The organism is Sediminibacterium sp. GW821-FHT12F12, from assembly GCF_058806635.1.
Genome location: NZ_JBXAPW010000014.1, coordinates 59,902 through 79,359, shown reverse-complemented (window position 1 = coordinate 79,359; position 19,458 = coordinate 59,902). Strand labels below are relative to the sequence as shown.

At 45.2% G+C, this 19,458-nt stretch carries 19 protein-coding genes and 1 tRNA gene; 5 read left to right on the top strand and 15 right to left on the bottom strand.

Going from position 1 to position 19,458, the window contains the following annotated elements:
• Window positions 1-12: 12 nt before the first annotated feature.
• Window positions 13-585, bottom strand: a complete 573-nt coding sequence (locus AC1RNB_RS16405) for a hypothetical protein (RefSeq protein ID WP_493084581.1) — start codon at window positions 583-585, stop codon at window positions 13-15.
• A 9-nt stretch (window positions 586-594) separates the two neighbouring features.
• Entirely contained in the window at window positions 595-1,638 is a 1,044-nt protein-coding gene (locus AC1RNB_RS16400) for an agmatinase family protein (RefSeq protein ID WP_493084579.1), read from the bottom strand.
• A gap of 228 nt (window positions 1,639-1,866) precedes the next feature.
• Here AC1RNB_RS16400 and AC1RNB_RS16395 point away from each other — a divergent pair, with 228 nt between their 5' ends.
• From AC1RNB_RS16395 to AC1RNB_RS16385, 3 genes are all read left to right on the top strand, one after another.
• Window positions 1,867-2,271 carry a cytochrome c maturation protein CcmE domain-containing protein gene (locus tag AC1RNB_RS16395; protein ID WP_493084577.1) on the top strand — a complete coding sequence of 135 codons (405 nt, stop codon included), beginning with the start codon at window positions 1,867-1,869 and terminating at the stop codon, window positions 2,269-2,271.
• 50 nt (window positions 2,272-2,321) lie between these two features.
• On the top strand, window positions 2,322-4,805 hold the full coding sequence (gene ccsA, locus AC1RNB_RS16390; protein WP_493084575.1) for a cytochrome c biogenesis protein CcsA: 2,484 nt from the start codon (window positions 2,322-2,324) through the stop codon (window positions 4,803-4,805).
• A gap of 69 nt (window positions 4,806-4,874) precedes the next feature.
• Window positions 4,875-5,510: a DUF4294 domain-containing protein gene (locus AC1RNB_RS16385; RefSeq protein WP_493084574.1), complete on the top strand. Its 636-nt coding sequence runs from the start codon at window positions 4,875-4,877 to the stop codon at window positions 5,508-5,510.
• Here AC1RNB_RS16385 and aat read toward each other — a convergent pair.
• The 10 genes from aat to AC1RNB_RS16335 all read right to left on the bottom strand — a co-directional run bounded on the left by aat (window position 5,489) and on the right by AC1RNB_RS16335 (window position 14,665).
• Window positions 5,489-6,145 (bottom strand): leucyl/phenylalanyl-tRNA--protein transferase, encoded by a 657-nt coding sequence (gene aat, locus AC1RNB_RS16380; protein ID WP_493084572.1) that lies wholly within the window; start codon window positions 6,143-6,145, stop codon window positions 5,489-5,491. The genes AC1RNB_RS16385 and aat overlap by 22 nt on opposite strands.
• A 108-nt stretch (window positions 6,146-6,253) precedes the next feature.
• Window positions 6,254-6,559 (bottom strand): ATP-dependent Clp protease adaptor ClpS, encoded by a 306-nt coding sequence (locus AC1RNB_RS16375; protein ID WP_493084570.1) that lies wholly within the window; start codon window positions 6,557-6,559, stop codon window positions 6,254-6,256.
• Between the two features lie 458 nt (window positions 6,560-7,017).
• Window positions 7,018-8,445: a TolC family protein gene (locus tag AC1RNB_RS16370; protein WP_493084569.1), complete on the bottom strand. Its 1,428-nt coding sequence runs from the start codon at window positions 8,443-8,445 to the stop codon at window positions 7,018-7,020.
• Window positions 8,423-11,665 carry an efflux RND transporter permease subunit gene (locus AC1RNB_RS16365; protein ID WP_493084567.1) on the bottom strand — a complete coding sequence of 1,081 codons (3,243 nt, stop codon included), beginning with the start codon at window positions 11,663-11,665 and terminating at the stop codon, window positions 8,423-8,425. The genes AC1RNB_RS16370 and AC1RNB_RS16365 overlap by 23 nt, the downstream gene beginning before the upstream one ends.
• A gap of 25 nt (window positions 11,666-11,690) precedes the next feature.
• Entirely contained in the window at window positions 11,691-12,776 is a 1,086-nt protein-coding gene (locus AC1RNB_RS16360) for an efflux RND transporter periplasmic adaptor subunit (protein WP_493084565.1), read from the bottom strand.
• A gap of 122 nt (window positions 12,777-12,898) precedes the next feature.
• Window positions 12,899-13,348, bottom strand: a complete 450-nt coding sequence (locus tag AC1RNB_RS16355) for a hypothetical protein (RefSeq protein ID WP_493084563.1) — start codon at window positions 13,346-13,348, stop codon at window positions 12,899-12,901.
• A gap of 132 nt (window positions 13,349-13,480) precedes the next feature.
• Complete coding sequence (locus AC1RNB_RS16350) at window positions 13,481-13,663, bottom strand: hypothetical protein (RefSeq protein WP_493084562.1); 183 nt, start codon at window positions 13,661-13,663, stop codon at window positions 13,481-13,483.
• 158 nt (window positions 13,664-13,821) lie between these two features.
• Window positions 13,822-14,088 (bottom strand): GIY-YIG nuclease family protein, encoded by a 267-nt coding sequence (locus AC1RNB_RS16345; protein WP_493084560.1) that lies wholly within the window; start codon window positions 14,086-14,088, stop codon window positions 13,822-13,824.
• Between the two features lie 63 nt (window positions 14,089-14,151).
• Window positions 14,152-14,226, bottom strand: a tRNA-Val gene (locus AC1RNB_RS16340).
• 148 nt (window positions 14,227-14,374) lie between these two features.
• Window positions 14,375-14,665 carry a hypothetical protein gene (locus AC1RNB_RS16335; protein ID WP_493084558.1) on the bottom strand — a complete coding sequence of 97 codons (291 nt, stop codon included), beginning with the start codon at window positions 14,663-14,665 and terminating at the stop codon, window positions 14,375-14,377.
• Between the two features lie 131 nt (window positions 14,666-14,796).
• Between AC1RNB_RS16335 and AC1RNB_RS16330 the strand changes: the two genes are divergently transcribed.
• Window positions 14,797-15,129 (top strand): DMT family protein, encoded by a 333-nt coding sequence (locus AC1RNB_RS16330; protein WP_493084557.1) that lies wholly within the window; start codon window positions 14,797-14,799, stop codon window positions 15,127-15,129.
• A gap of 185 nt (window positions 15,130-15,314) precedes the next feature.
• Here the strand turns inward: AC1RNB_RS16330 and AC1RNB_RS16325 are convergent, their stop codons facing one another.
• Window positions 15,315-15,713: a DUF3106 domain-containing protein gene (locus AC1RNB_RS16325; protein WP_493084555.1), complete on the bottom strand. Its 399-nt coding sequence runs from the start codon at window positions 15,711-15,713 to the stop codon at window positions 15,315-15,317.
• A gap of 397 nt (window positions 15,714-16,110) precedes the next feature.
• On the bottom strand, window positions 16,111-17,163 hold the full coding sequence (locus AC1RNB_RS16320; protein WP_493084553.1) for a WD40/YVTN/BNR-like repeat-containing protein: 1,053 nt from the start codon (window positions 17,161-17,163) through the stop codon (window positions 16,111-16,113).
• Window positions 17,164-17,230: 67 nt separating this feature from the next.
• Here AC1RNB_RS16320 and AC1RNB_RS16315 point away from each other — a divergent pair, with 67 nt between their 5' ends.
• Window positions 17,231-17,968 (top strand): tRNA threonylcarbamoyladenosine dehydratase, encoded by a 738-nt coding sequence (locus AC1RNB_RS16315; RefSeq protein ID WP_493084551.1) that lies wholly within the window; start codon window positions 17,231-17,233, stop codon window positions 17,966-17,968.
• Between the two features lie 269 nt (window positions 17,969-18,237).
• On the opposite strand, the gene AC1RNB_RS16310 is transcribed toward AC1RNB_RS16315, so the two are convergent.
• A complete protein-coding gene (locus AC1RNB_RS16310; RefSeq protein WP_493084550.1) occupies window positions 18,238-19,410 on the bottom strand; it encodes an exo-beta-N-acetylmuramidase NamZ family protein in 1,173 nt (390 codons plus the stop codon).
• Window positions 19,411-19,458 lie beyond the last annotated feature (48 nt).

Below are 19,458 nucleotides of genomic sequence, written 5' to 3'. Positions count from 1 at the left end.
TTAGGTTCTGCGTTAAGCGTTCTGCGTTCTGCATTCTGCGTTAAGCCTGCCCCTGCAAAACTCGTTAAATTCTGCTTCTTCTGCAGCAGAACCGCTGGATTCTATTTCTTTCTGAATGAGTTTGTTGTTTTTCAGGTCAATGGTGAGGATGCCGTCTTTCAATACCACATTGGTTACATCCTGCCAGGAATAGTTCTTTTTGGGCAGGGAGTTAACTACGATCCCGTTCGCATCAAAAGCGATCTCCTGTGGAAATTTTACCTGTTTTTCAGAGATCGCCGCCAGGAAATACAGGAAAGTGATCCAGTGTACCTGAAAAAGGGAAGCCATTCCGATGGTGGCGAGTAATAGTCCCAGGCGGTAAAAAGGCATCCGGTCCTTTTTGGCCTGTAAAGTGCAGTAGACCCACCAGCCGGCAATACCTGCCATCAGTACAACCAGGTAGGCGCTGAACCAGGTAAAGGGAATCCAGAATACCGTATAACCCAGAATGGCGAGGGCGATCATCAGCATAAAACGGCTGACAAGATCCACCAGCATATAGTTGGGCTTGCGGAGTACTATAATGTAGTCGTACACTTTCATGCAGGTAAGTTAGGATTGATTATTGACCAGCAGGTTACACAAACGCCAGAGGATACGGGCGCCCACATTACTGTCCCAGTCTGTCTGACCCACGCCGATCTCCACCAGATCAAAGCCAATAATCGTACGGCCGCTGGCAGTAATTTTTTTAATGAGGTAAAACACTTCTTCTGTTTCAAAACCGCCGGGTACGGGGGTGCCGGTATTCGGACTGTATTTCCGGTCAAGGCCATCAATATCAATACTCAGATATACTTTTTGCGGAAGATGGTTCACAATCTCGTCTACAATCTGCTTCCAGGTTTCTCCCTCATATTGTCTTTCTTTGATCTGTTTATCCTGGTAACAAACAATTTTAAAATCACTGTTACAGATCAGGTCCCATTCTTCTTCAGCGTAATCGCGGATGCCTACCTGCACCAGTTTTTGGAGGGAAGGGATTTCCTGCAATGCATTATACATGACCGAAGCATGTGAATACACAAAATGTTCGTAGGATTTGCGCAGGTCGCAATGGGCGTCTATCTGCAATACCCCAAAATCGCCATGTTTTTCGCCTAAGGAACGCATGAAACCGAAAGAAGTACTGTGGTCTCCACCCAGTAAGGCCACCAGTTTGCCTTTATCAAGCAGCTCTTTGGTCTGGTCAAATACCCACTGGTTCATCATTTTGCTGCCTTCATTGATATCTTTCAGGCTTTTGCACATGAACTTGTTCTTCTCTACACATGCTCCACGGGAGATATAATCGATATAGAGTTCGGCTTCTTTGCGCAGGTAATCACTTTTCATGAGGATCTTCCTGTCAACCTCGCGCATAAAAAATCCCTGTTTCCAGCCATAATTTCCATCCACATCAAACAGGTCTACCTGTTTACTGGCTTTGAAAATATGGTCCGCTGCACGGGCGGTACCGGCGCCATAACTCACGGTTACTTCCCAGGGCACGGGCAGGATCACCAGACGGGCATCTTCTTCGGTAAAGGGAAGGCCAAAAATATTGTTGTTGGGATTGCCTACCCCATTGGGGTCAAATTGCGATAAATCGGCCATGGTGTTATCTTATAATTGCAAACAGCCCGCAAATTTAGTGGCTATTTTCTGAATTCGGGTAAGATTAATCTGTGTAGGGTTCCAGGGACAAAAGTTGACACAAACCCCCACGAAAGCTGGTTTTTTTGCAGACGGGTGAAGGAAAACAGATTTTTAACATCCTTCCCGGCGAATCATCGGCTTTTGCCATTCCAATTTGGGCTACTTTTGCAGCATAAACGGAACGTTATGAAGAAAATGCACATCATCGTCCTTGTCTGTATTGCGGCTGCCATCGTGGTGCTGATCAGTTATACGGGGGATCTGACTACATATGAAACCATCGCTTCTGCCAAGGAGAAGGAGGGTAAATTCGTGAACCTGATCGTGAAACTGGACAAGGCGCAGCCGATGGAGTACGATGCCGTTAAAAACCCTAACTACCTTACTTTCACAGCCGTAGATACACTGGGTAATAATATCAAAGTGGTGTACCATAATAACAAACCCACCGATATGGAAAAAAGCGAGCGCCTGGTACTGAAAGGACGGGTACAGGGCGATCATTTTGAGTGCAAGGATATCCTGCTGAAATGCCCTTCCAAATACAAGGATGATCCCAAAGCCAATAAAACTATTCAGACCAATTCCTGATTCCTGCGTTACAACCCTTAACTGCTTTTCCTTACCAGAACCTACGCTACATGAACTATATCGGAGAACATTTATTGCCGGGCCAGATCGGACATTTTTTTGCCGTACTCTCCCTGGTGGTTTCCTTATTGGCTACCGTTACTTATGCACTCGCTTTCAGAACCGCTGATCCGGTAGCCAAACAAAGCTGGCTCAAGCTCTCCCGCGGACTGTTTTTCGTAGAAACCATCAGCGTATTATCCATGTTTGTTACGCTGTATTACATTATTTCGAACCATCTCTTCGAATACAAATATGCTTTCACCCATAGTGATCTGAGTTTACAGGTAGAATACCTGCTGGCCTGTTTCTGGGAAGGACAGGAGGGAAGTTTCATGTTATGGAGCTTCTGGCATTGTGTGCTGGGATGGGTCCTGATCTGGCGTTCCAAAGAATGGGAAGCCGGTGTGATGATGGTGATCAGTTTTGCCCAGTTCTGCCTCGCTACCATGGTACTCGGCATCTATTTCTTCGGTAACAAAGTGGGTAGCAGTCCGTTTGTATTATCCCGTAACGAAGGGTTCTTTGATTCGGCACCGATTTTCAAAGATGTAATGACGGGCAACCTGCGGGCCGATTACCTTACCCTGATCAAAGACGGCTCGGGCCTGAATACTTTATTGCAGAATTACTGGATGGTGATACACCCGCCGATCCTTTTCCTCGGTTTTGCCTCCACCATTGTGCCTTTTGCCTATGCCATGGCCGGTTTGTTTTCCCGAAAACATGAGTGGATCAAACCCGCGCTTCCCTGGGCTTCATTTTCAGCAGCTGTATTGGGTACGGGGGTAATGATGGGAGCCGCCTGGGCTTATGAGAGTTTGTCTTTTGGTGGGTACTGGGCATGGGATCCGGTAGAGAATGCTTCGCTGGTACCCTGGCTTACCTTAGTGGCCGGTTTGCATACCAATCTCATCTACCGTAATACGGGCTATTCGCTCAGACCTACTTATTTCTTCTATATCATCAGCTTTGTGCTGGTTTTATATTCTACTTTCTTAACCCGTAGCGGTATACTGGGCGATACTTCCGTACATGCTTTTACCGATCTGGGTATGAATACACAGTTGCTGTTATTTGTACTGGTATTCCTGTTACCGGCATTGTTTCTTTATTTTAAAGAATACAAAAAGATCCCTTCTATCGTTAAAGAGGAAAACACGTATAGCCGCGAGTTCTGGATCTTTATCGGTTCACTGGTATTGTTCCTCTCCGGTATTGTGATCATTGCCAAAACATCGGTACCGGTATTCAACAAACTGTTTGGTACCAATATTGCCCCGCCGGAAGATGCCGAATTTGCCTATAACCAGATCCAGATCTTTGTGGCGATCGTGATCGGCCTCTTAACCGCTGTATCGCAATACCTCAAATACAAAGACACACCCAAAGCCTTTTTTGGTAAAAAAGTATGGATTCCTACGCTGATCGCGGTGCTGATCAGTCTTTCCATCAGTTTCTTTGGTGATGTACATTATGATAAAAAAGGTCCCGGTTTCCTCTTTGCCATTCACATGGCCATTTTTGCTGCGGTATATGCCGTAGTAGCCAATGCCGCCTACGTATGGCTGGGCATGAAAGGAAAGATCAAAGCGGCGGGTGCTTCTGTGGCACACGTAGGTTTTGGACTGGTGCTCGTAGGCATCCTGATCTCCTCCAGTAAAAAAACAGTGCTGAGCTGGAACACAACAGGTATCACACCTTTACAGGGCGATCCCAAGGCCAAAGGCAATGCGGCCGGCGATCCTGCAGAGAACCTGACCCTGTTCAAAGGGGTGCCTACGGATATGGGTAAGTTCATGGTTACCTATGCCAAAGACACGGTTAATCCGCTTGACCGTAAACGTTATTTCGAAATCGATTTCTCTGCTAAAAACGGGGGAGAGAAATTCCAGTTGTATCCGGATGTGATCAAACAGAACAAAGGTGGTGAGGGTTTCTCTGCCAACCCGGCTGCACAGCATTACTGGCACAAGGATATTTTTGTGTACATCACTTCTTTCCAGGAAAATAACCGCGAGGATACCACCACTTTCCGCAACCGCGAAACCAAAGTGGGAGATACGCTGTTCTACGGGAATGGCTTTATCATCCTGCATAAAGTAAGTGTGAACCCACCGGAACAAAAAGACAAAATACTGCCTGGCGAAACCGCTTTGTTCCTGGATATGACCGTGATCTCCAAAGATGGCCGCCGTTATCCCGTAACACCGGGTATTGCTTTACAGGGCATGCAGCTGCGCAGTTTACCCGATTCGGTGGTGTCGCAAAGCCTTGTACTGAAATTCAATAAGGTACTGGACCAGAATACCGGCAAACTGGAAATCGGTGTAAAAGAAAGCGGAGCCATTACCGACCTGATTACCCTCAAAGTATATGAGTTCCCCATGATCAATGTATTGTGGCTGGGAGTGGTGGTGATGGTGATCGGTTTTGGGATGTCTATTTTTCAGCGGGTGAAAGCAGCCGGTAGAGGTGCCTTACGCGTTTCTTAACATTTTTTGGGGTTACTTTTTGGGTTCAGACAGCATTAATAAGCGCAGATCTGTCTATTTTTAAATCACGTGAAGCGTTTATTGCCACATATCATCTTCTTTTCCTGCCTGCTGGCAGGATTGTTCTCTGCCGGTAAGGCAGCAGCGCAAACCCATGGACAATTTGATACGGTAAAGGTATACGCTTATGTTACCCCTGAAGGGGATACCATTCCGTATGGGGGGTACCTGCCTTCTGTGGAAGTATGGGGACGGATGTCGAAAAAATGGCGCAATTACTGGGCCGACTGGACCCGCCTCCGCAATGCCGTGTATGTTACATTCCCCTATGCCAAAAGAGCCAGTGTGATCATGAACGAGATCAATGCGAGACTGGTGAATGTATCTGACCGCAAACAGCGGAAAGCCATCATTAAATCGCGGGAGAAAGAATTGAAAAAGGAGTTTACTGATAAACTTACCAACCTGTCTGTATACCAGGGAAAAGTGCTGATGAAACTGATCTACCGCGAAACGGGCAATAACTGTTACGAGATCATTGATGAATACAAAGGATTCATCAGCGCCGCTTTCTGGCAAACCGTGGCCGTATTATTCGGCAGTAACCTGAAACAGCACTATGATGCCAGCGGCAAGGATGTTGATATGGAAAAAATCGTACGCGATGTAGAGAAAATGTATGGTTACCGCAGTTCGGCACCGTAAGTTTCCAATACAGCTATAAATTCTTTACGTGGAATCATTTCTGCCCCCAGGCTTTCGAGGTGCGCGGTATATACCTGGCAATCAATCAGGTGTACCTGTTCTTTTTTCAGTTGCTGCACAAAATGAATAAAAGCAAACTTGCTGGCATTACTCGTTTTGCTGAACATGCTCTCGCCAAAAAACAGTTCCCCCAAACGGATCCCGTATAAACCACCCACCAGTTCCTGTTCTAACCAGGCTTCTGCACTATGTGCGTACCCCATTTTATGTAATTCAAGTAAAGATGTTTCCAGTTCATCGGTGATCCAGGTGCCATCCTGCCCCGGGCGCTGCAGTTCTTTACAACTGCGGATCACAGCCGGAAAAGCTTTATTCACTGAAAAGCGGAAAGCTTTTTTACGGATCAGCAGTTCCATGCTTTTGCTCACTTTCAGTTTATGGGGAAATAAAACAAACCGCGGATCTGGGCTCCACCAGAGTGGTATATCACCATCGTACCAGGGAAAGATCCCTTGCCGGTAAGCCAGTAATAACCGATCCACACTTACATCGCCCCCCATGGCCAGTAAACCATCTTCCATTGCATCTTCCACGGGAGGGAACCAGAGGGTGGAGGAGAGGGTGTGGAGAGGCATAAGGAATTAAAAATTAAAAATTAAAAATGGAAGGAGGACAACTGTGTATTGTTGGACTGTAAGGCCTGTATTGCCTGTATTGCATTGTTAATTTTTAATTGCTAATTTCTAATTAACTTGTTCAATCGTTGCCCCTATTCCTCTGTCTGTAATCGCATCGCACATGGGTTTCAGCGTTTCGTAGTCGCCTTTTTTAACGGCGTATTTGCCCTGGGTATGAATGAGCATGGCACATTGTTCTGCCTGCTCCGGGGTATGACCACAGATCTTGATCAGGGTTTCGATTACCCATTCAAATGTATTCACTTCATCATTCCATACCACCAGTTGGTACGAAGAAGCCAGTTCGGTAATCGTATCCCGTTCTTCTTCCTGCCAGGGTTTGGTAGCTGTATTATAACTCTGCCACATCATGCCGCAAAGTTAATTGCTCTCCTGATTAACAGAAAAAAAGTTCGGGGTTTATGAAAGGCATTTGCTGTATAAAAACAGCGGGGAGGGGGGATTTTTATCATAATGAGCAGGCAGTCGGGAGGAAACTAAGGCTGCCTGCTCATAGTAAAGATATTGTTGCGCAGAAATACTGCAGGCATCTTCATTTGTTAGCGAGGCCCTGGAAGATCTTATAGGGTTCAACAAAAGGATCCCGGTTCTATACCCATTGTCGTGCTGGCCGGAAAAAACAGCTCCTTTCTCTGTGTAACTCCTAATCTCTGTATCTCTGTGTTGAAAAAAAACTCTATACCTCAATTTCAGAATAGCATCTATTTTTTTAACACAGAGTTCTCAGAGCAACAGCGTAACACAGAGATAGTGAGCCTATAGAACTACTGGCGTCCTCCACAATCAGTAAGCCTGGTTAGCTTAAGCACTTAGTTCCAGCCTCCCCCCAACGCTTTATAAATATTCACTTTGGCTTCCAACTGTTTCATTTTGATTTCAATCAGTTCAATTTTTGAATCCAATGCTTCCCTTTGTGTAGATAACACTTCGATATAATCGGCCCTTGCTGAACGAAATAGATTATTGGAAATGACAACTGATTGTGTAAGAATGTCTACTTCCCTGGCTTTTGTTTCATAACTCCTCGTGAAATTTTCCATTCTGGAAAGTTGGTTCACTACTTCAATGTGCGCATTCAGGATAGATTGTTCGAAATGATAGACAGACTGAATTTGTTTGGCATTGGCAGTAAAGTAACTGGCCTTAATGGCATTTTTATTAATCAATGGTGCCACCAGTTCGCCACCCAGATTATACAGAATGGATTCAGGTCTGATCAGATACAATGGGTTGTAAGCCTGGAAACCCAGCCCGGCTTTCAGGCTGACGGAAGGATAGAAATTCGCTTTGGCAACCGCTACATCTACTTTAGCTGCTGCCAGTTCTAATTCTGCCTGACGGATATCAGGACGGTTCGCCAGCAGTTGTGAGGGCACCCCTGCAAAAATCGGGTCGTTGATCAGGTTGTTGAAATCAGCAGTATTCCGGGGGATGTGTTTTGGATAGCGACCTGTTAAAAAATTGATTTTGTTTTCTGCTTCTACAATTTTCTGTTGAATTTCATATTGCAGATTTTGTGTGTTCAGCAACTGGGCCTCAAATCTGTTAACAGCCAATTGGGTAACCTTGGCTGCTTCTTTCTCCAGCTTCACTAATTGAAGTGCATTTTTTTGCAGTTCAATGTTTTGCTGCACAATCAGCAGCAAATTGTCAAGTCCCATTAACTCGTAGTAGGAACTGGCTATTTCTGCGATAAGATTAGTGACCAGAAAATTCTTTCCTTCAACGGTGGATAGATATCTGATGGCGGCTGCTTTTTTGGCATTGTGTAATTTCTTCCACACATCCAACTCCCAGGAAAAATTAGCGCCTGTCATGAAATCGCCGAAGTATTTCGGGGCTTTGTCGGGATTTGTTTTCAGGTCTTCTTCCGACAAACCATTCCATGTATATTTCCCTTCTTTTACCCTCGCGGCACCGGCACCCAGGTTAAGAAAGGGCAGGTATTCCCCTTTTCTCGCCATTACTTCGTTTTTGCTGATCTCGATTTCCTGCAAAGTAATATTGAGTTCCTGGTTATTTTGTAAGGCCGTATCTATGAGTGCCACCAGGTAGGGGTCTTTAAAATAACTCGCCCATTTGATATTGGCCACATTTGCCGTATCCTGCGATTGCTTAAAAGCTGCAGGAGTGATGCTGTTCGCCTGTTTACCTGTAATGGCAGGCGTTTTACAGGCCATCATCAACATGATGACCACTATCAAGAGACTGTACTTATTTATTTTGTTCTTTATCATCTTTTTTATTTCTGATTCGTTTGATGAATTTTAAGATTTGCTTGCTGAGTGCATTGTCGGAATGGTTTTCTACAAAATCTTCACTCAACGGATTTTTATCCTCGTCCCAGATCAGGCTCCGGCCTTCCTGCAGTTTGCCGAATATGTAGTAGAGGCCAGGTACAATGATCACTCCGAAGATGGTTCCGAATAACATACCTCCCAACGCAGAAGCACCAATGGTATGGTTACCAACGGCACCCGGACCTGTTGCCATTACCAGCGGGATCAAACCCGCAATAAAGGCGAAAGAAGTCATTAGAATAGGGCGGAAACGGGCTTTGGCCCCCTCAACAGCAGCTGCCAGAATAGTGGCCCCCTGGTTGTGTTTCTGAACGGCATATTCAACAATCAGTACGGCATTTTTTCCAAGCAATCCCACCAGCATGATGATCCCCACCTGCGCATACACATCGTTTGCGAGTCCCATGGCCTTTAACAGCATGAGTGATCCGAATATACCCGGAGGCAGAGAAAGTAATACGGCAAACGGAAGAATGAAGCTTTCATATTGCGCGGCCAGTATCATATACACAAAAAACAGTACTATCAGTAACAGGTACAGCGCTTCATTTCCTTTTCTGGCTTCATCGTATGAAATACCTTCCCAGGCAATATCATAACCCCGTGGTAAGGTCTGTGCCGCTGTTTCTTTGATCGCTTTAATGGCATCGCCAGAAGAATAGCCTTTGGCCGGTGTACCGTTGATCAGCGAAGAGATATACAAATTGTAACGGGAAATCTCATTGGGCCCCTGCGTTTTTTTGATGGTCATAAAAGCGGAATAAGGAACCATTTCGCCATGATCGTTTTTGATGAACATATTCAGGATATCTGATGGCTGTTTCCTGAATTCCGGACCGGCCTGGGTATATACTTTATAAAAATTGTTAAACCGTATAAACCCCTGTTCATAAGTACTGCCGATCATGATGTTCAGGTTTTCCATTGCATCGCCAAGAGAAACGCCTTTTTGCATGGCCAGTTTATTATCCACCAGGATTTCATATTGCGGATATTTGGCAGAGTAAAAAGCAAACAGGCCATTCAGTTCTTTTCTTTTCTGCAATGCGGCTAAAAACTCACTGTTTACCCGGTCAAACTCCTGGTAATCCGGATCGCTGCTTTTGTCTAATAAACGCAGTGCAAATCCATCCGATGCACCATAACCCGGAACAGCCGGAGGTTCAAAATATTCAATATGGGCAGGCAGGTCATTTGACTTTTTCTCTAACTCCCGGATGATCTCTTTCACGGATTCTTTGCGCTCAGACCAGTCTTTTAAATTAATCAGACAGGTACCGGCATTCGAGCCCCTTCCTTCTGTCAGAATTTCATAGCCTGCCAGTGCAGTAACCGATGAAACCCCTTCCACTTCTTTGGCGATCAACTGCAGTTTTCTGGATATTTCATTGGTACGTTCCAGCGTGGTACCTGGAGGGGTTTGAATAATGGCATAGATCTGTCCCTGGTCTTCATTGGGAATAAATCCGGCAGGAAGTATTTTGTTGATGCCAAAAATGCCGAATGCAAAAGCGATTAAAACGCCGTAAGTAACCACTTTCCGGTTCACAATCAGCGAAAGTAATTTGATATACTTACCGGTGGCACCTTCAAATTTGCTGTTAAACCAATCAATAAAACGTGTAACCGGTGATTTCTTTTTCGGTGTTTTATGTGTGTTTTTTAACAGGATCGCGCATAATACAGGAGTCAGGGTAAGTGCCACAAAACCGGATATTAAAATGGCACTGGCCATGGTCAGTGAGAACTGACGGTACAATACACCTACCGGACCCGGCATAAAGGCCACCGGCACAAATACCGATGTCATCACCAGCGTAATGGCAATGATGGCACCACTGATTTCGCCCACCACTTTTTTCACGGCTGCAAAAGCCGAAAGATTTTCATCGTGCATCTTAACATGCACGGCTTCCACCACCACAATCGCATCATCCACTACCACACCAATGGCCAATACCAGGGCAAACAGGGAAATCAGGTTGATGCTGATGCCAAAGAAACTCATTAAGGTAAATGCCCCGATCAACGATACAGGAACGGCCAGGATAGGAATGAGGGTAGACCGGAGGTCGCCCAGGAAAATGAATACCACAATGGCTACCAGTACAAATGCCTCCAGCAGGGTATGTAACACTTTCTCAATAGACGCATCTACGAATTTTGATACATCGTAATTGATCTCATAATCTATTCCCGGCGGGAAATCTTTTTTCAGCTCCTGTAATTTTGCCTTTACTTCGTCAATTACCATACTGGCATTGCTACCCGGATTTTGTTTCAGTACAAGCGAGGCAGAAGGATGGCCATCTTTATTCGAATAGATATCTACAAATTCACTTCCGATTTCAACCTGCGCAATGTCTTTTAGTTTCAGCGCTTCTCCATCAGGCGTAGCTTTGATAATAATATTCTCATACTGCTCCGGTTTATTATACCAGCCTTTATAGGTAAAAACATATTCCTGCGATTGTGCTTTTTTACCCGAACTAAGACCCACTCTTCCGGGTCTTGCCAGTACACTTTGTTCGTCGATCGCTTTTAATACCTCATCCGCGGAAATATTATAGGCCCGCATCCGTTCCGGATTCAACCATACACGGATAGCAAATGAACGGCTGCCGATGGCCTGGGCAAAGCCCATTCCTTTGATACGCTGCAGTTCGGGTAAGATGAAGGTATTGGCATAGTTGAATAAAAATTTTTCATCCACCGTTTTATTCTTGCTGTACAGGTTCAAATACATCAGCATACTGGGCTGTAACGGAGAGATGATTACCCCCTCGCGTTGAACCAGTGGCGGAAGATTGGTCATTACCTGGTCAACCCTTGATTTAACCCTTACGGCTGCCAGGGTAGGGTCGGTGCCCGGTTCAAAAACGATATCGATACTCGCTTCACTGGCACTGGTGGCATCAGACAACATATACTGCATGCCCTGTACACCATTGATGGCACGTTCCAGGATAGTAAGGGTTGATTTTACCAGTACATCTGCATTAGAGCCCGGAAATTCTATAAAAATGGTTACCCTTGGCGGGGCAATTTCAGGGAACTGCGCTACCGGTGATGATTTAATGGCCAATAACCCTGTGAAAATGATCAACACAGATAAGGCAATGGCAAGAACGGGCCTTTTAATAAACTTATTAAACATGGTTCAGTTATTTTTAGTTCTTGCCTTACTCGGCGTGTATTTTATTTAATTCCATCAGCTCCTTTTCAAAAGGAACAAACTCATATTTTATTTTTTGTTTGTCGCGCACTTTACCAAGGCCCTCTGCCAGGATTTTGTCTTTGGGGCCAATACCGGAATCAACGATATATAAGTGTGGTAATTCCTGTGAAACGGTTATCTGGCGGGCTTCCAATACATCCTTTTCGTTTACGACGTAAACAAACTTTTTATCAAGCACGTCGAATGTTGCTTTTTGCGGAATAATGATGGCGTGTTTCAGCGGAATGGGCATTCTGATATTGCCTGTTTCACCATGACGTAATATTCCCCCGGGGTTGGGAAAAGCCGCCCGGAAAGCGATGTTGCCGGTTTCGTTGTTGAAATCACCTTCAATGGTTTCTACTACACCCGATAAATGAAATAATTCGCCATTGGCCATTTCCAGCTGTACGGCCTGTTTGTTATCGGATTTGGCTTTCTTGATGAAATTGAGGTATTCCGCTTCCGGTACATTAAAGTATACCCACATTTTACTGTTGTCAGACAGCGTGGTCAGCAGTTCACCTTCATCAATCAGGCTACCCAGCCGTTTGTAAAAACGATCCATGATACCATTAAAAGGAGCACGTATTTCTGTAAAATTCAAATGCGCTTTTGCCAGGGATAGTTCTGCTTTTGCCTTGTTGAGTTTGGCTTTGGCAAGTGATAACTCGTTCTGCGAAACAACATTGTTGTCTGATAAAGTCCGGGTATTATTGTATTCGATCTCGGCAAAATCCATTTCAGCCTTCGCTTTTTCTACTTCGGCCTGGTAAATGATGGGCATGATCTTGAACATCAGCTGCCCCTTTGTAACATACTGTCCTTCGTCTACATAAATTTTTTCGAGGTATCCTCTTTCCTGAGATCTCAGTTCGATGTGATTGGAAGAGCGGATCTGACCAACATACTCATTGTAAATAACGGTATCTGTTTGTAAGGGGGAGGTTACCTGAAATATGCTTTCAGCTTCAGCCTCTTCTTTTTTTTGGGTGCAGGATGCATACAACAGGCAGGTTGCCACAAGGGCGGGAATGAAAATCCGCTTCATGAAAGGGTTGATTAAAATGAAATGAATAAGTGTATTGACTAAATAGCCCCATGCTGCTACAGGTGTCTATCTACACAGTACAGGGACTCGTTATAAATGAGGATCCGAAAGCGAAAAGGGTATTACGCGATATGATTCTTCCAGGAATGGTGAAGAATGAAAAAGGGGATCAGCGGCTGCTGCTGAACGGAAGAGGCTAATTGTAAATAACGGATTCTGGAAACGTAATTGTGGGCCAGTTGGTCTGTAGGATATTTCTGGGTGCCCGTACTGTACAATTCCGGCTCAGTGTTTTGTCTGTTTTCATCTTCATCTGCTTCCATTTCCGTGATGCTATGGATAGCTTCCTGGGAAAGAAGAGAAGAATTGGCCGTGCCCTGTAACTGTTTGGAGCTAAACAGGCCGTGTGATGTTTTTTGAAAACCGGGAGCGTTATGCGAAAAGAAGTTGGGGTGAAACTGCTGGAGAAAAAATGTAAGGGCAAACCCAATCAGGAAAAACTGTTTCAAAATTCTTCCTGCGAGCGATAAGTGCTGTAATCCTGGATTTTTATATGTACTCTTTTTTTGCATGCAGGGCGCAAAAATACTACAAATCGGATAATAGATTTTATTCGCTACAATACGTATTGTTAACTTTTGGCAAATAGATGAAACAAAATAAAATTTTAATAAATTTTAAAGGTCAAAACAATGTCTTGTAAATCAACGGGTGGATCGGTAAAATAGAATCAGTATAATAATGACAGCAATTGTCAGCAGTAAAAAGAACAGATCAACTTTGATTTTTTCTTTGTCTCCCTTTTTAACAGATACGGTTAATTCTCCTATCTTCTTGGATAAGGTCAGAGAACCTATGATCAACAGGATAACATAAAAGGTAGCCATGCGATACTAAATTGATGACTCAAGTTATCCAATCACCTATGTATGATCCAAAACTTACAACTACGATGGCGGGATCCTGAATAAAAAAAACCTCCAGATGTACATCTGAAGGTTTCTCTGTGGGAGCACACGGGTTCGAACCGCGGACCCCTCCGACCTTAGTCGGAGTGCTCTGCACCAGCTTGGTTAATTAGCTTTTCAATCATTTTCCTGCTTTTCCAGCCCTTGATTTGTTTTTCCCTTTGCATTGCCTGTTCTTTTTCAGGATAAATTTCCGTATAGACAATAGTCCAATCCCCCGTTTTTCCTGTAAATCCCGAATGGTTAGTATTATGTCTTCTTAATCTTTCCAAGGGTGGCTCGGAAGTAAAACCAACATAGAAGCGGTTCTTAAGTGGAGAAAACAAAATGTAGATATGGTACATAAGTAACCGTTGCACCTTTCTAAATAAAAAAAGTTTCAGTAATATACTGAAACTTTTTCTTTGTGGGAGCACACGGGTTCGAACCGCGGACCCTCTGCTTGTAAGGCAGATGCTCTAAACCAGCTGAGCTATGCTCCCAATATTTTTTATTTCAACTCCAAGGACCACTCCCGACTGTTAGTCGGGATGCTCTAAACCAGCTGAGCTATGCTCCCTTTTTTGTTGGGAGTGCAAAAATAGGGTCTGAACCGTATCCTCCAAAAAAAAGTTTCCTTTTTTATAAAAATTAATTCAACTGCACCGCCGGAAGCCGGTAATGCTGGCTATCATACACAAATAATTCTTCGATATGGTAGGTCCAGTATTTATACAGGGGTGATTTGGACAGGTAACTGTCTGCCTCGGCTTTGGTTTCGGTGTTCAGCGTGATCCAGCAGGTCTGGCTTTCCATGCTCACGGCATAACTGTCGATAAAGCCTTTATTGATAAGATAATTGATATACGTGCGGTGGGGTGGCACAAACGACATGAACTGCTCATCCATCGTAAACTTGATAATTGCCTGGAACTTCGTCATACTGCTTCGTTTTACTGGTTTACCGCTGCAAGATTCGTGCAGGGGTGTATTCAGATGGCAAACTGGCAACCGGCCTGGCCACTATCTGCAGTTATAGCAGTATTTTAGCGCCAGTACTAATTTACTGATATATGTTGAAAACAATCGGACTGCTTTTACTGTCCAATATATTTATGACGTTTGCCTGGTATGGGCACCTGAAAGACAAGGGATTAGCCCTTTGGAAAGCCATCCTGATCAGTTGGGGCATCGCTTTTTTCGAGTATTGCCTGATGGTACCTGCCAACCGGGCGGGTTATGCCAATGGAATGAATGGCTTTCAGCTTAAACTGGCCCAGGAAGTCATTACCCTGCTGGTATTCTCCGTTTTCGCGGTCTGGTACCTGAAAGAGCCTTTTCATACCAAATACCTGATCAGCTTTCTCTTTCTCTTGGGGGCCGTTTACTTCGCTTTCAAAAAATAGGGGAGTAGGTTAATGAGTCCCTCTCTGCGTAAACTCCCCGCTCTCTCGTTCTCTGCGGTTGGTTGAAGTTATACACAACCGCAGAGAACGAGAGAAGCAGAGGTGTTGCAGAGAGATGGGTAAAATAACAAGGGGCATCCCGTTACCGGTTTGCCCCTCTTGAAACCTGCTGCATGAGAAAACTATCAGCCCTTAGCTTCTTGTTTTTGATCCCGTAATTTTTTCCGTAAACGCATTTTCTGTTCCGGGTTCAGACTGTCTGCCCGGCTCTTCATTTTATCTTTGAAGGCGGCTTTTTCTTCCGGAGATAAGTTGTTGAATTTTTCTTTCATTTTCTGCCGCATTTCCTGGCGGTTGGCACCCAGGCTATCGCGGTGATGTTTCATTTTTTCTTTGAAGGCAGCTTTTTGCTCAGGCGATAAACTATCCATTTTCGCACGCATTTTCTGCTGCCGTTCTTGTTTCTGTTGCTGGCTGAGACTGTCGTGCATAGGTCTGTGCTGACCTTTGAGCATGCCTCTTTGGGCAGAAACCTGTGTGAGGCTGAAACCAGCCAATAATAGGAGAAGGGTTATTTTTTTCATATTCCTGTTTTTAGTGAGACAGGGATAGAAAACAATAGTTTAATAACAGGGGATTATTTTAACATTTGTGTTAAGAAGACTTACGTGTTATGCTATTCAAATCACCCTGATAGTCGGGATCACTTGTCGCTCACGGCCGCTGGGCCCCGTCCCTGTTACCCCGCCGATGGCGGGGCTGCATTGGCCTCTGATCAGATCTGCTTCGCATGATCTGATCTGTCTTCTCCCGCTTGAAGCGGGATTGACACCGACCCCAATGAGGCCCGTCCACAGGGACTGATTAGAAATTTTTATCGAAGATCCTTAGTCGACAGTTTTTTTTCTTCCTATCGAATAAATATTAAATTATGAAAAAGACAAGACAGTAAAAAGACAAAATAAGTAAGACTAAAAAAAATCATAAAACCAGCCTCGCAATCCTGCCATTACTACCTGCCAGAAAAACGGCTTTTCCTTTTTTGGCTTTCTGGCAAACATGGTAGCTTTCTTTAGAGATCAGTTCCCAGTTATTGCCACCGTCTTTTGAGATGTCAACACCGGATGTGCCGCAGGTAAGCAGGTTATTTTTATCAAGGTAGATCACACAGGAGCGGTAGCCATGCGGTGGCGTTTGTGGGGTACTCATATTGATCTTATTCGAAAATTCAAGCAATACACAGTTATTACTGCCAATTGTATCCTTTGTAAAATCACCTCCTACTACAACACCTTTTGAGTAGTCGCTATTTATTGCGAGGGAGTTTGCGCCGGTGGATTGAGCCCCTTGCATTATGGGTAATGGATATTTGGTCCAGGTAAACATGTCCCAAAGTGCAGATACTTTGCCGCCGGATACTGCATATAAGGGAGGGTAAAAATCTTCTTTGTCAAAAAGAATAATATTAGTGCCACTAGATGCAAAGAATGCTTCTCCTTCTGCAACTGCAGGAATGTTTTTTTGGGCTTCTGCATGGGGCCTTTCCCATGTTTCACCAGCGTCAAATGTTAATGCATAAAATATTTGTCCCTTTATCGGGTCTCCAACTAATGCACCTGCAAGTTTGTTTGATTTATCATAACTAAAATCCATTGCATCCCAAAAAGCCCCCTTCGTTGTGTCTTCAAAAACCTTTTTCCAGCTCTGTCCGCCATCGGTGGTTTTTAAAATGGCAGCGGGTTCTGTAATGGCCATAATGAGGGCCGTATTTTTATCGAAAGCCTCAATATCCCTGAAATCATTTTTCTCGTAGCCGGGAACGGTGGTCCAGGTAAAGGTTTTGCCCCCGTCAATCGATCGGGCTACAGAACCCTTGCTGCCGCTGGCCCAGATCACGTCATCATTTACCACACTCAAACCGCGGATACTGATCTTTTTACCCGATTCGAGCACCTGTATAGCGGGTTTCTGTGCAGCCACCGCAAATGAAAGATTTACCAGTACCACCAGTGAAAATATTTTTATAAACCGCATAGGAGCTACATTTTTGCAAACTAATGTACGTCAATTCGTACAACCCACTTTGTAAACCATAGATAATATGATCCCATACTGGATGAGCCGTACCCAATTGCTGCTGGGCGATGAAAAAATTGAGACCCTGATGCGCAAACATGTATTGGTGGTGGGCCTGGGCGGAGTAGGTGGCATCTGCGCCGAAATGATTGCCCGTGCCGGGGTGGGTAAAATGACCATTGTAGATGCCGATACGGTAGACCTGAGCAATGCCAACCGCCAGATCCCCGCCCTGCATTCTACGGCAGGAAAGGGTAAAGCAGAAGTGATGGCGGAAAGATTAAAAGATATCAATCCCGAACTGGAGCTGACCGTACTATCTATTTATATCAAAGAAGAGATTACCCGCGATATCCTGGACAAGGGTCAATTCGATTATGCCGTGGATTGTATCGATACCCTTTCGCCCAAAGTGCATTTTATCAAAGCCTGCAAAGAAAGAAATATTCCGATCGTAAGTTCGCTGGGTGCAGGAGGCAAAGTAGATCCCTCGCAGGTAGTCATCACCGATATTTCCAAAACCTACCAATGTAACCTGGCCGCCTATGTTCGCAAAAAACTGCGGGCCCAGGGAATACGCAAAGGCTTAACCGTTGTATTCAGTGCCGAGCCGGTAGAGCAGGAGCGCATCATCGTTACCGAAAAAGCCTTCCCCAAAAAATCCATCATCGGCACCATCAGTTATATGCCCGCTATTTTTGGTTGTATGGTGGCGAGTGTGGTGGTGAGGGAGTTGGGGGAGGTGAAGGCTTTGAACAGATGAACAGACGAACAAGGAACAGACGAACAAGGAACAGACGAACAAGGAACAGAAGAACAAGGAACAGAAGAACAAGGATCGGAGGGAAGGCGAATATCTAATATCGAACACCTAACGCCGAACATCAAATGTCGAAGGGATAATCTGGGACGAAATAAAAAACGGTAGACATTTTTTTGGAGTCATACTACCCAAAATATAACTTCCGTTCATCTGTTCGTCTGTTCCTTGTTCGTCTGTTCATCTGTTCACTTGTTCGTCTGTTCATCTGTTCAATACAACAAAAACTCTCTTATCTCTTCTTTCCACCCTCTGCACTGCGTAAGCCGCGTAATACCTGCAATAAACTGTGGCAATGGCAGCTCAAACAGCGCTTCGCTGTTGGCGATGCCGAGCAGTTTGTCGAGATGCTGTTGGCCGGTGGGGTTTACCATGGTGATATAGGGTTTCCAGGCAAAGTTTTGCGGGTATAGTTGTTTAATGAGGCGGATAAGGATGAGTCCGTAGGAAACGGATTGAAAATAGGCGGGCTCTCTTACTTCCAGTGCAACGCCACTGCATTTTTGGCCACAGTATTTGGTGTTGGGATCGGTGGAGGTAAACTGTATGGGGGTGGCAAGCACATCATCCAGTCCCATTTCGTTCAGGATGCCGGCAATAGCTTCTCCTTTGATCCAGGGAGCCCCGGCAGCGCAGAAACTCAGGTCGGTACCACGGCCCTCGCTGATATTGGTGGCTTCGAGCAGACAGAGCCCCGGGTAGAGTAACATACTTTCAAAACTTTGTATGGCGGGCGATGTGGGTACAAAACGTACGCCCCAGTCGGGCTGGAAATGATTTCTTTCCCATCCACCGCATTTGATCACTTCCAGCGTACAATTGATCTGCCGGGTTTGATTGAAATACAAAGCCAGTTCCCCCAGCGTACAGCTATGCCGGATGGGGATGGGCCAGCGGCCGATAAACGATGCCTGCGCTTCCTCCAGCATTGGCCCTTCGGCCAGATCCATATTACCGGAAATGGGATTGGGCCTGTCGAGCACCACCAGTTTTTTGCCCTGTTTTGCACAGGCTTCCATGAGATGGGTCAATGTCCAGAGATAGGTATAAAAGCGGCTGCCTACATCGGGTACATCAAAGAGTAGCATATCCAGTGCAGCCAGGTCATCGGCATCGGGGGCCAGTTTGTGGTTGTATAAACTGATCACGGGCAAACCGGTCAGAGCATCGGTGCCATCTTTTACCAAATGGCCATCGGCTCCGCGAACATCCAGTCCATGTTCGGGCGAAAACAATACCTGCAGGTTAAAACCGCTCTTTAACAGCGCTTCGCGCGAGGGGGTAAGCAGGTTGGTGGTAGCTGCGTGGTTGGTAACCATCCCGATGCGTTCTTTTTGCCAGGCAGGAGGGGCCGCCAGTAAGGTATCGATGCCGAAATTGATCATGGGGCAAAGATACGGATCGCTTGCGCCCTTTGGGCGGCGGAGTGTGAC

Excerpts from the sequence above, each read along its gene's own strand:
- AC1RNB_RS16350 (WP_493084562.1), bottom strand. The coding sequence starts at position 13,663 with ATGGCTACCTTTTATGTTATCCTGTTGATCATAGGTTCTCTGACCTTA.
- ccsA (WP_493084575.1), top strand. The coding sequence starts at position 2,322 with ATGAACTATATCGGAGAACATTTATTGCCGGGCCAGATCGGACATTTT.
- AC1RNB_RS16405 (WP_493084581.1), bottom strand. The coding sequence starts at position 585 with ATGAAAGTGTACGACTACATTATAGTACTCCGCAAGCCCAACTATATG.
- AC1RNB_RS16370 (WP_493084569.1), bottom strand. The coding sequence starts at position 8,445 with ATGATAAAGAACAAAATAAATAAGTACAGTCTCTTGATAGTGGTCATC.
- AC1RNB_RS16355 (WP_493084563.1), bottom strand. The coding sequence starts at position 13,348 with ATGCAAAAAAAGAGTACATATAAAAATCCAGGATTACAGCACTTATCG.
- aat (WP_493084572.1), bottom strand. The coding sequence starts at position 6,145 with ATGCCTCTCCACACCCTCTCCTCCACCCTCTGGTTCCCTCCCGTGGAA.
- AC1RNB_RS16395 (WP_493084577.1), top strand. The coding sequence starts at position 1,867 with ATGAAGAAAATGCACATCATCGTCCTTGTCTGTATTGCGGCTGCCATC.
- AC1RNB_RS16375 (WP_493084570.1), bottom strand. The coding sequence starts at position 6,559 with ATGATGTGGCAGAGTTATAATACAGCTACCAAACCCTGGCAGGAAGAA.
- AC1RNB_RS16330 (WP_493084557.1), top strand. The coding sequence starts at position 14,797 with ATGTTGAAAACAATCGGACTGCTTTTACTGTCCAATATATTTATGACG.
- AC1RNB_RS16360 (WP_493084565.1), bottom strand. The coding sequence starts at position 12,776 with ATGAAGCGGATTTTCATTCCCGCCCTTGTGGCAACCTGCCTGTTGTAT.
- AC1RNB_RS16345 (WP_493084560.1), bottom strand. The coding sequence starts at position 14,088 with ATGTACCATATCTACATTTTGTTTTCTCCACTTAAGAACCGCTTCTAT.
- AC1RNB_RS16320 (WP_493084553.1), bottom strand. The coding sequence starts at position 17,163 with ATGCGGTTTATAAAAATATTTTCACTGGTGGTACTGGTAAATCTTTCA.
- AC1RNB_RS16325 (WP_493084555.1), bottom strand. The coding sequence starts at position 15,713 with ATGAAAAAAATAACCCTTCTCCTATTATTGGCTGGTTTCAGCCTCACA.
- AC1RNB_RS16315 (WP_493084551.1), top strand. The coding sequence starts at position 17,231 with ATGATCCCATACTGGATGAGCCGTACCCAATTGCTGCTGGGCGATGAA.
- AC1RNB_RS16310 (WP_493084550.1), bottom strand. The coding sequence starts at position 19,410 with ATGATCAATTTCGGCATCGATACCTTACTGGCGGCCCCTCCTGCCTGG.
- AC1RNB_RS16400 (WP_493084579.1), bottom strand. The coding sequence starts at position 1,638 with ATGGCCGATTTATCGCAATTTGACCCCAATGGGGTAGGCAATCCCAAC.
- AC1RNB_RS16335 (WP_493084558.1), bottom strand. The coding sequence starts at position 14,665 with ATGACGAAGTTCCAGGCAATTATCAAGTTTACGATGGATGAGCAGTTC.
- AC1RNB_RS16365 (WP_493084567.1), bottom strand. The coding sequence starts at position 11,665 with ATGTTTAATAAGTTTATTAAAAGGCCCGTTCTTGCCATTGCCTTATCT.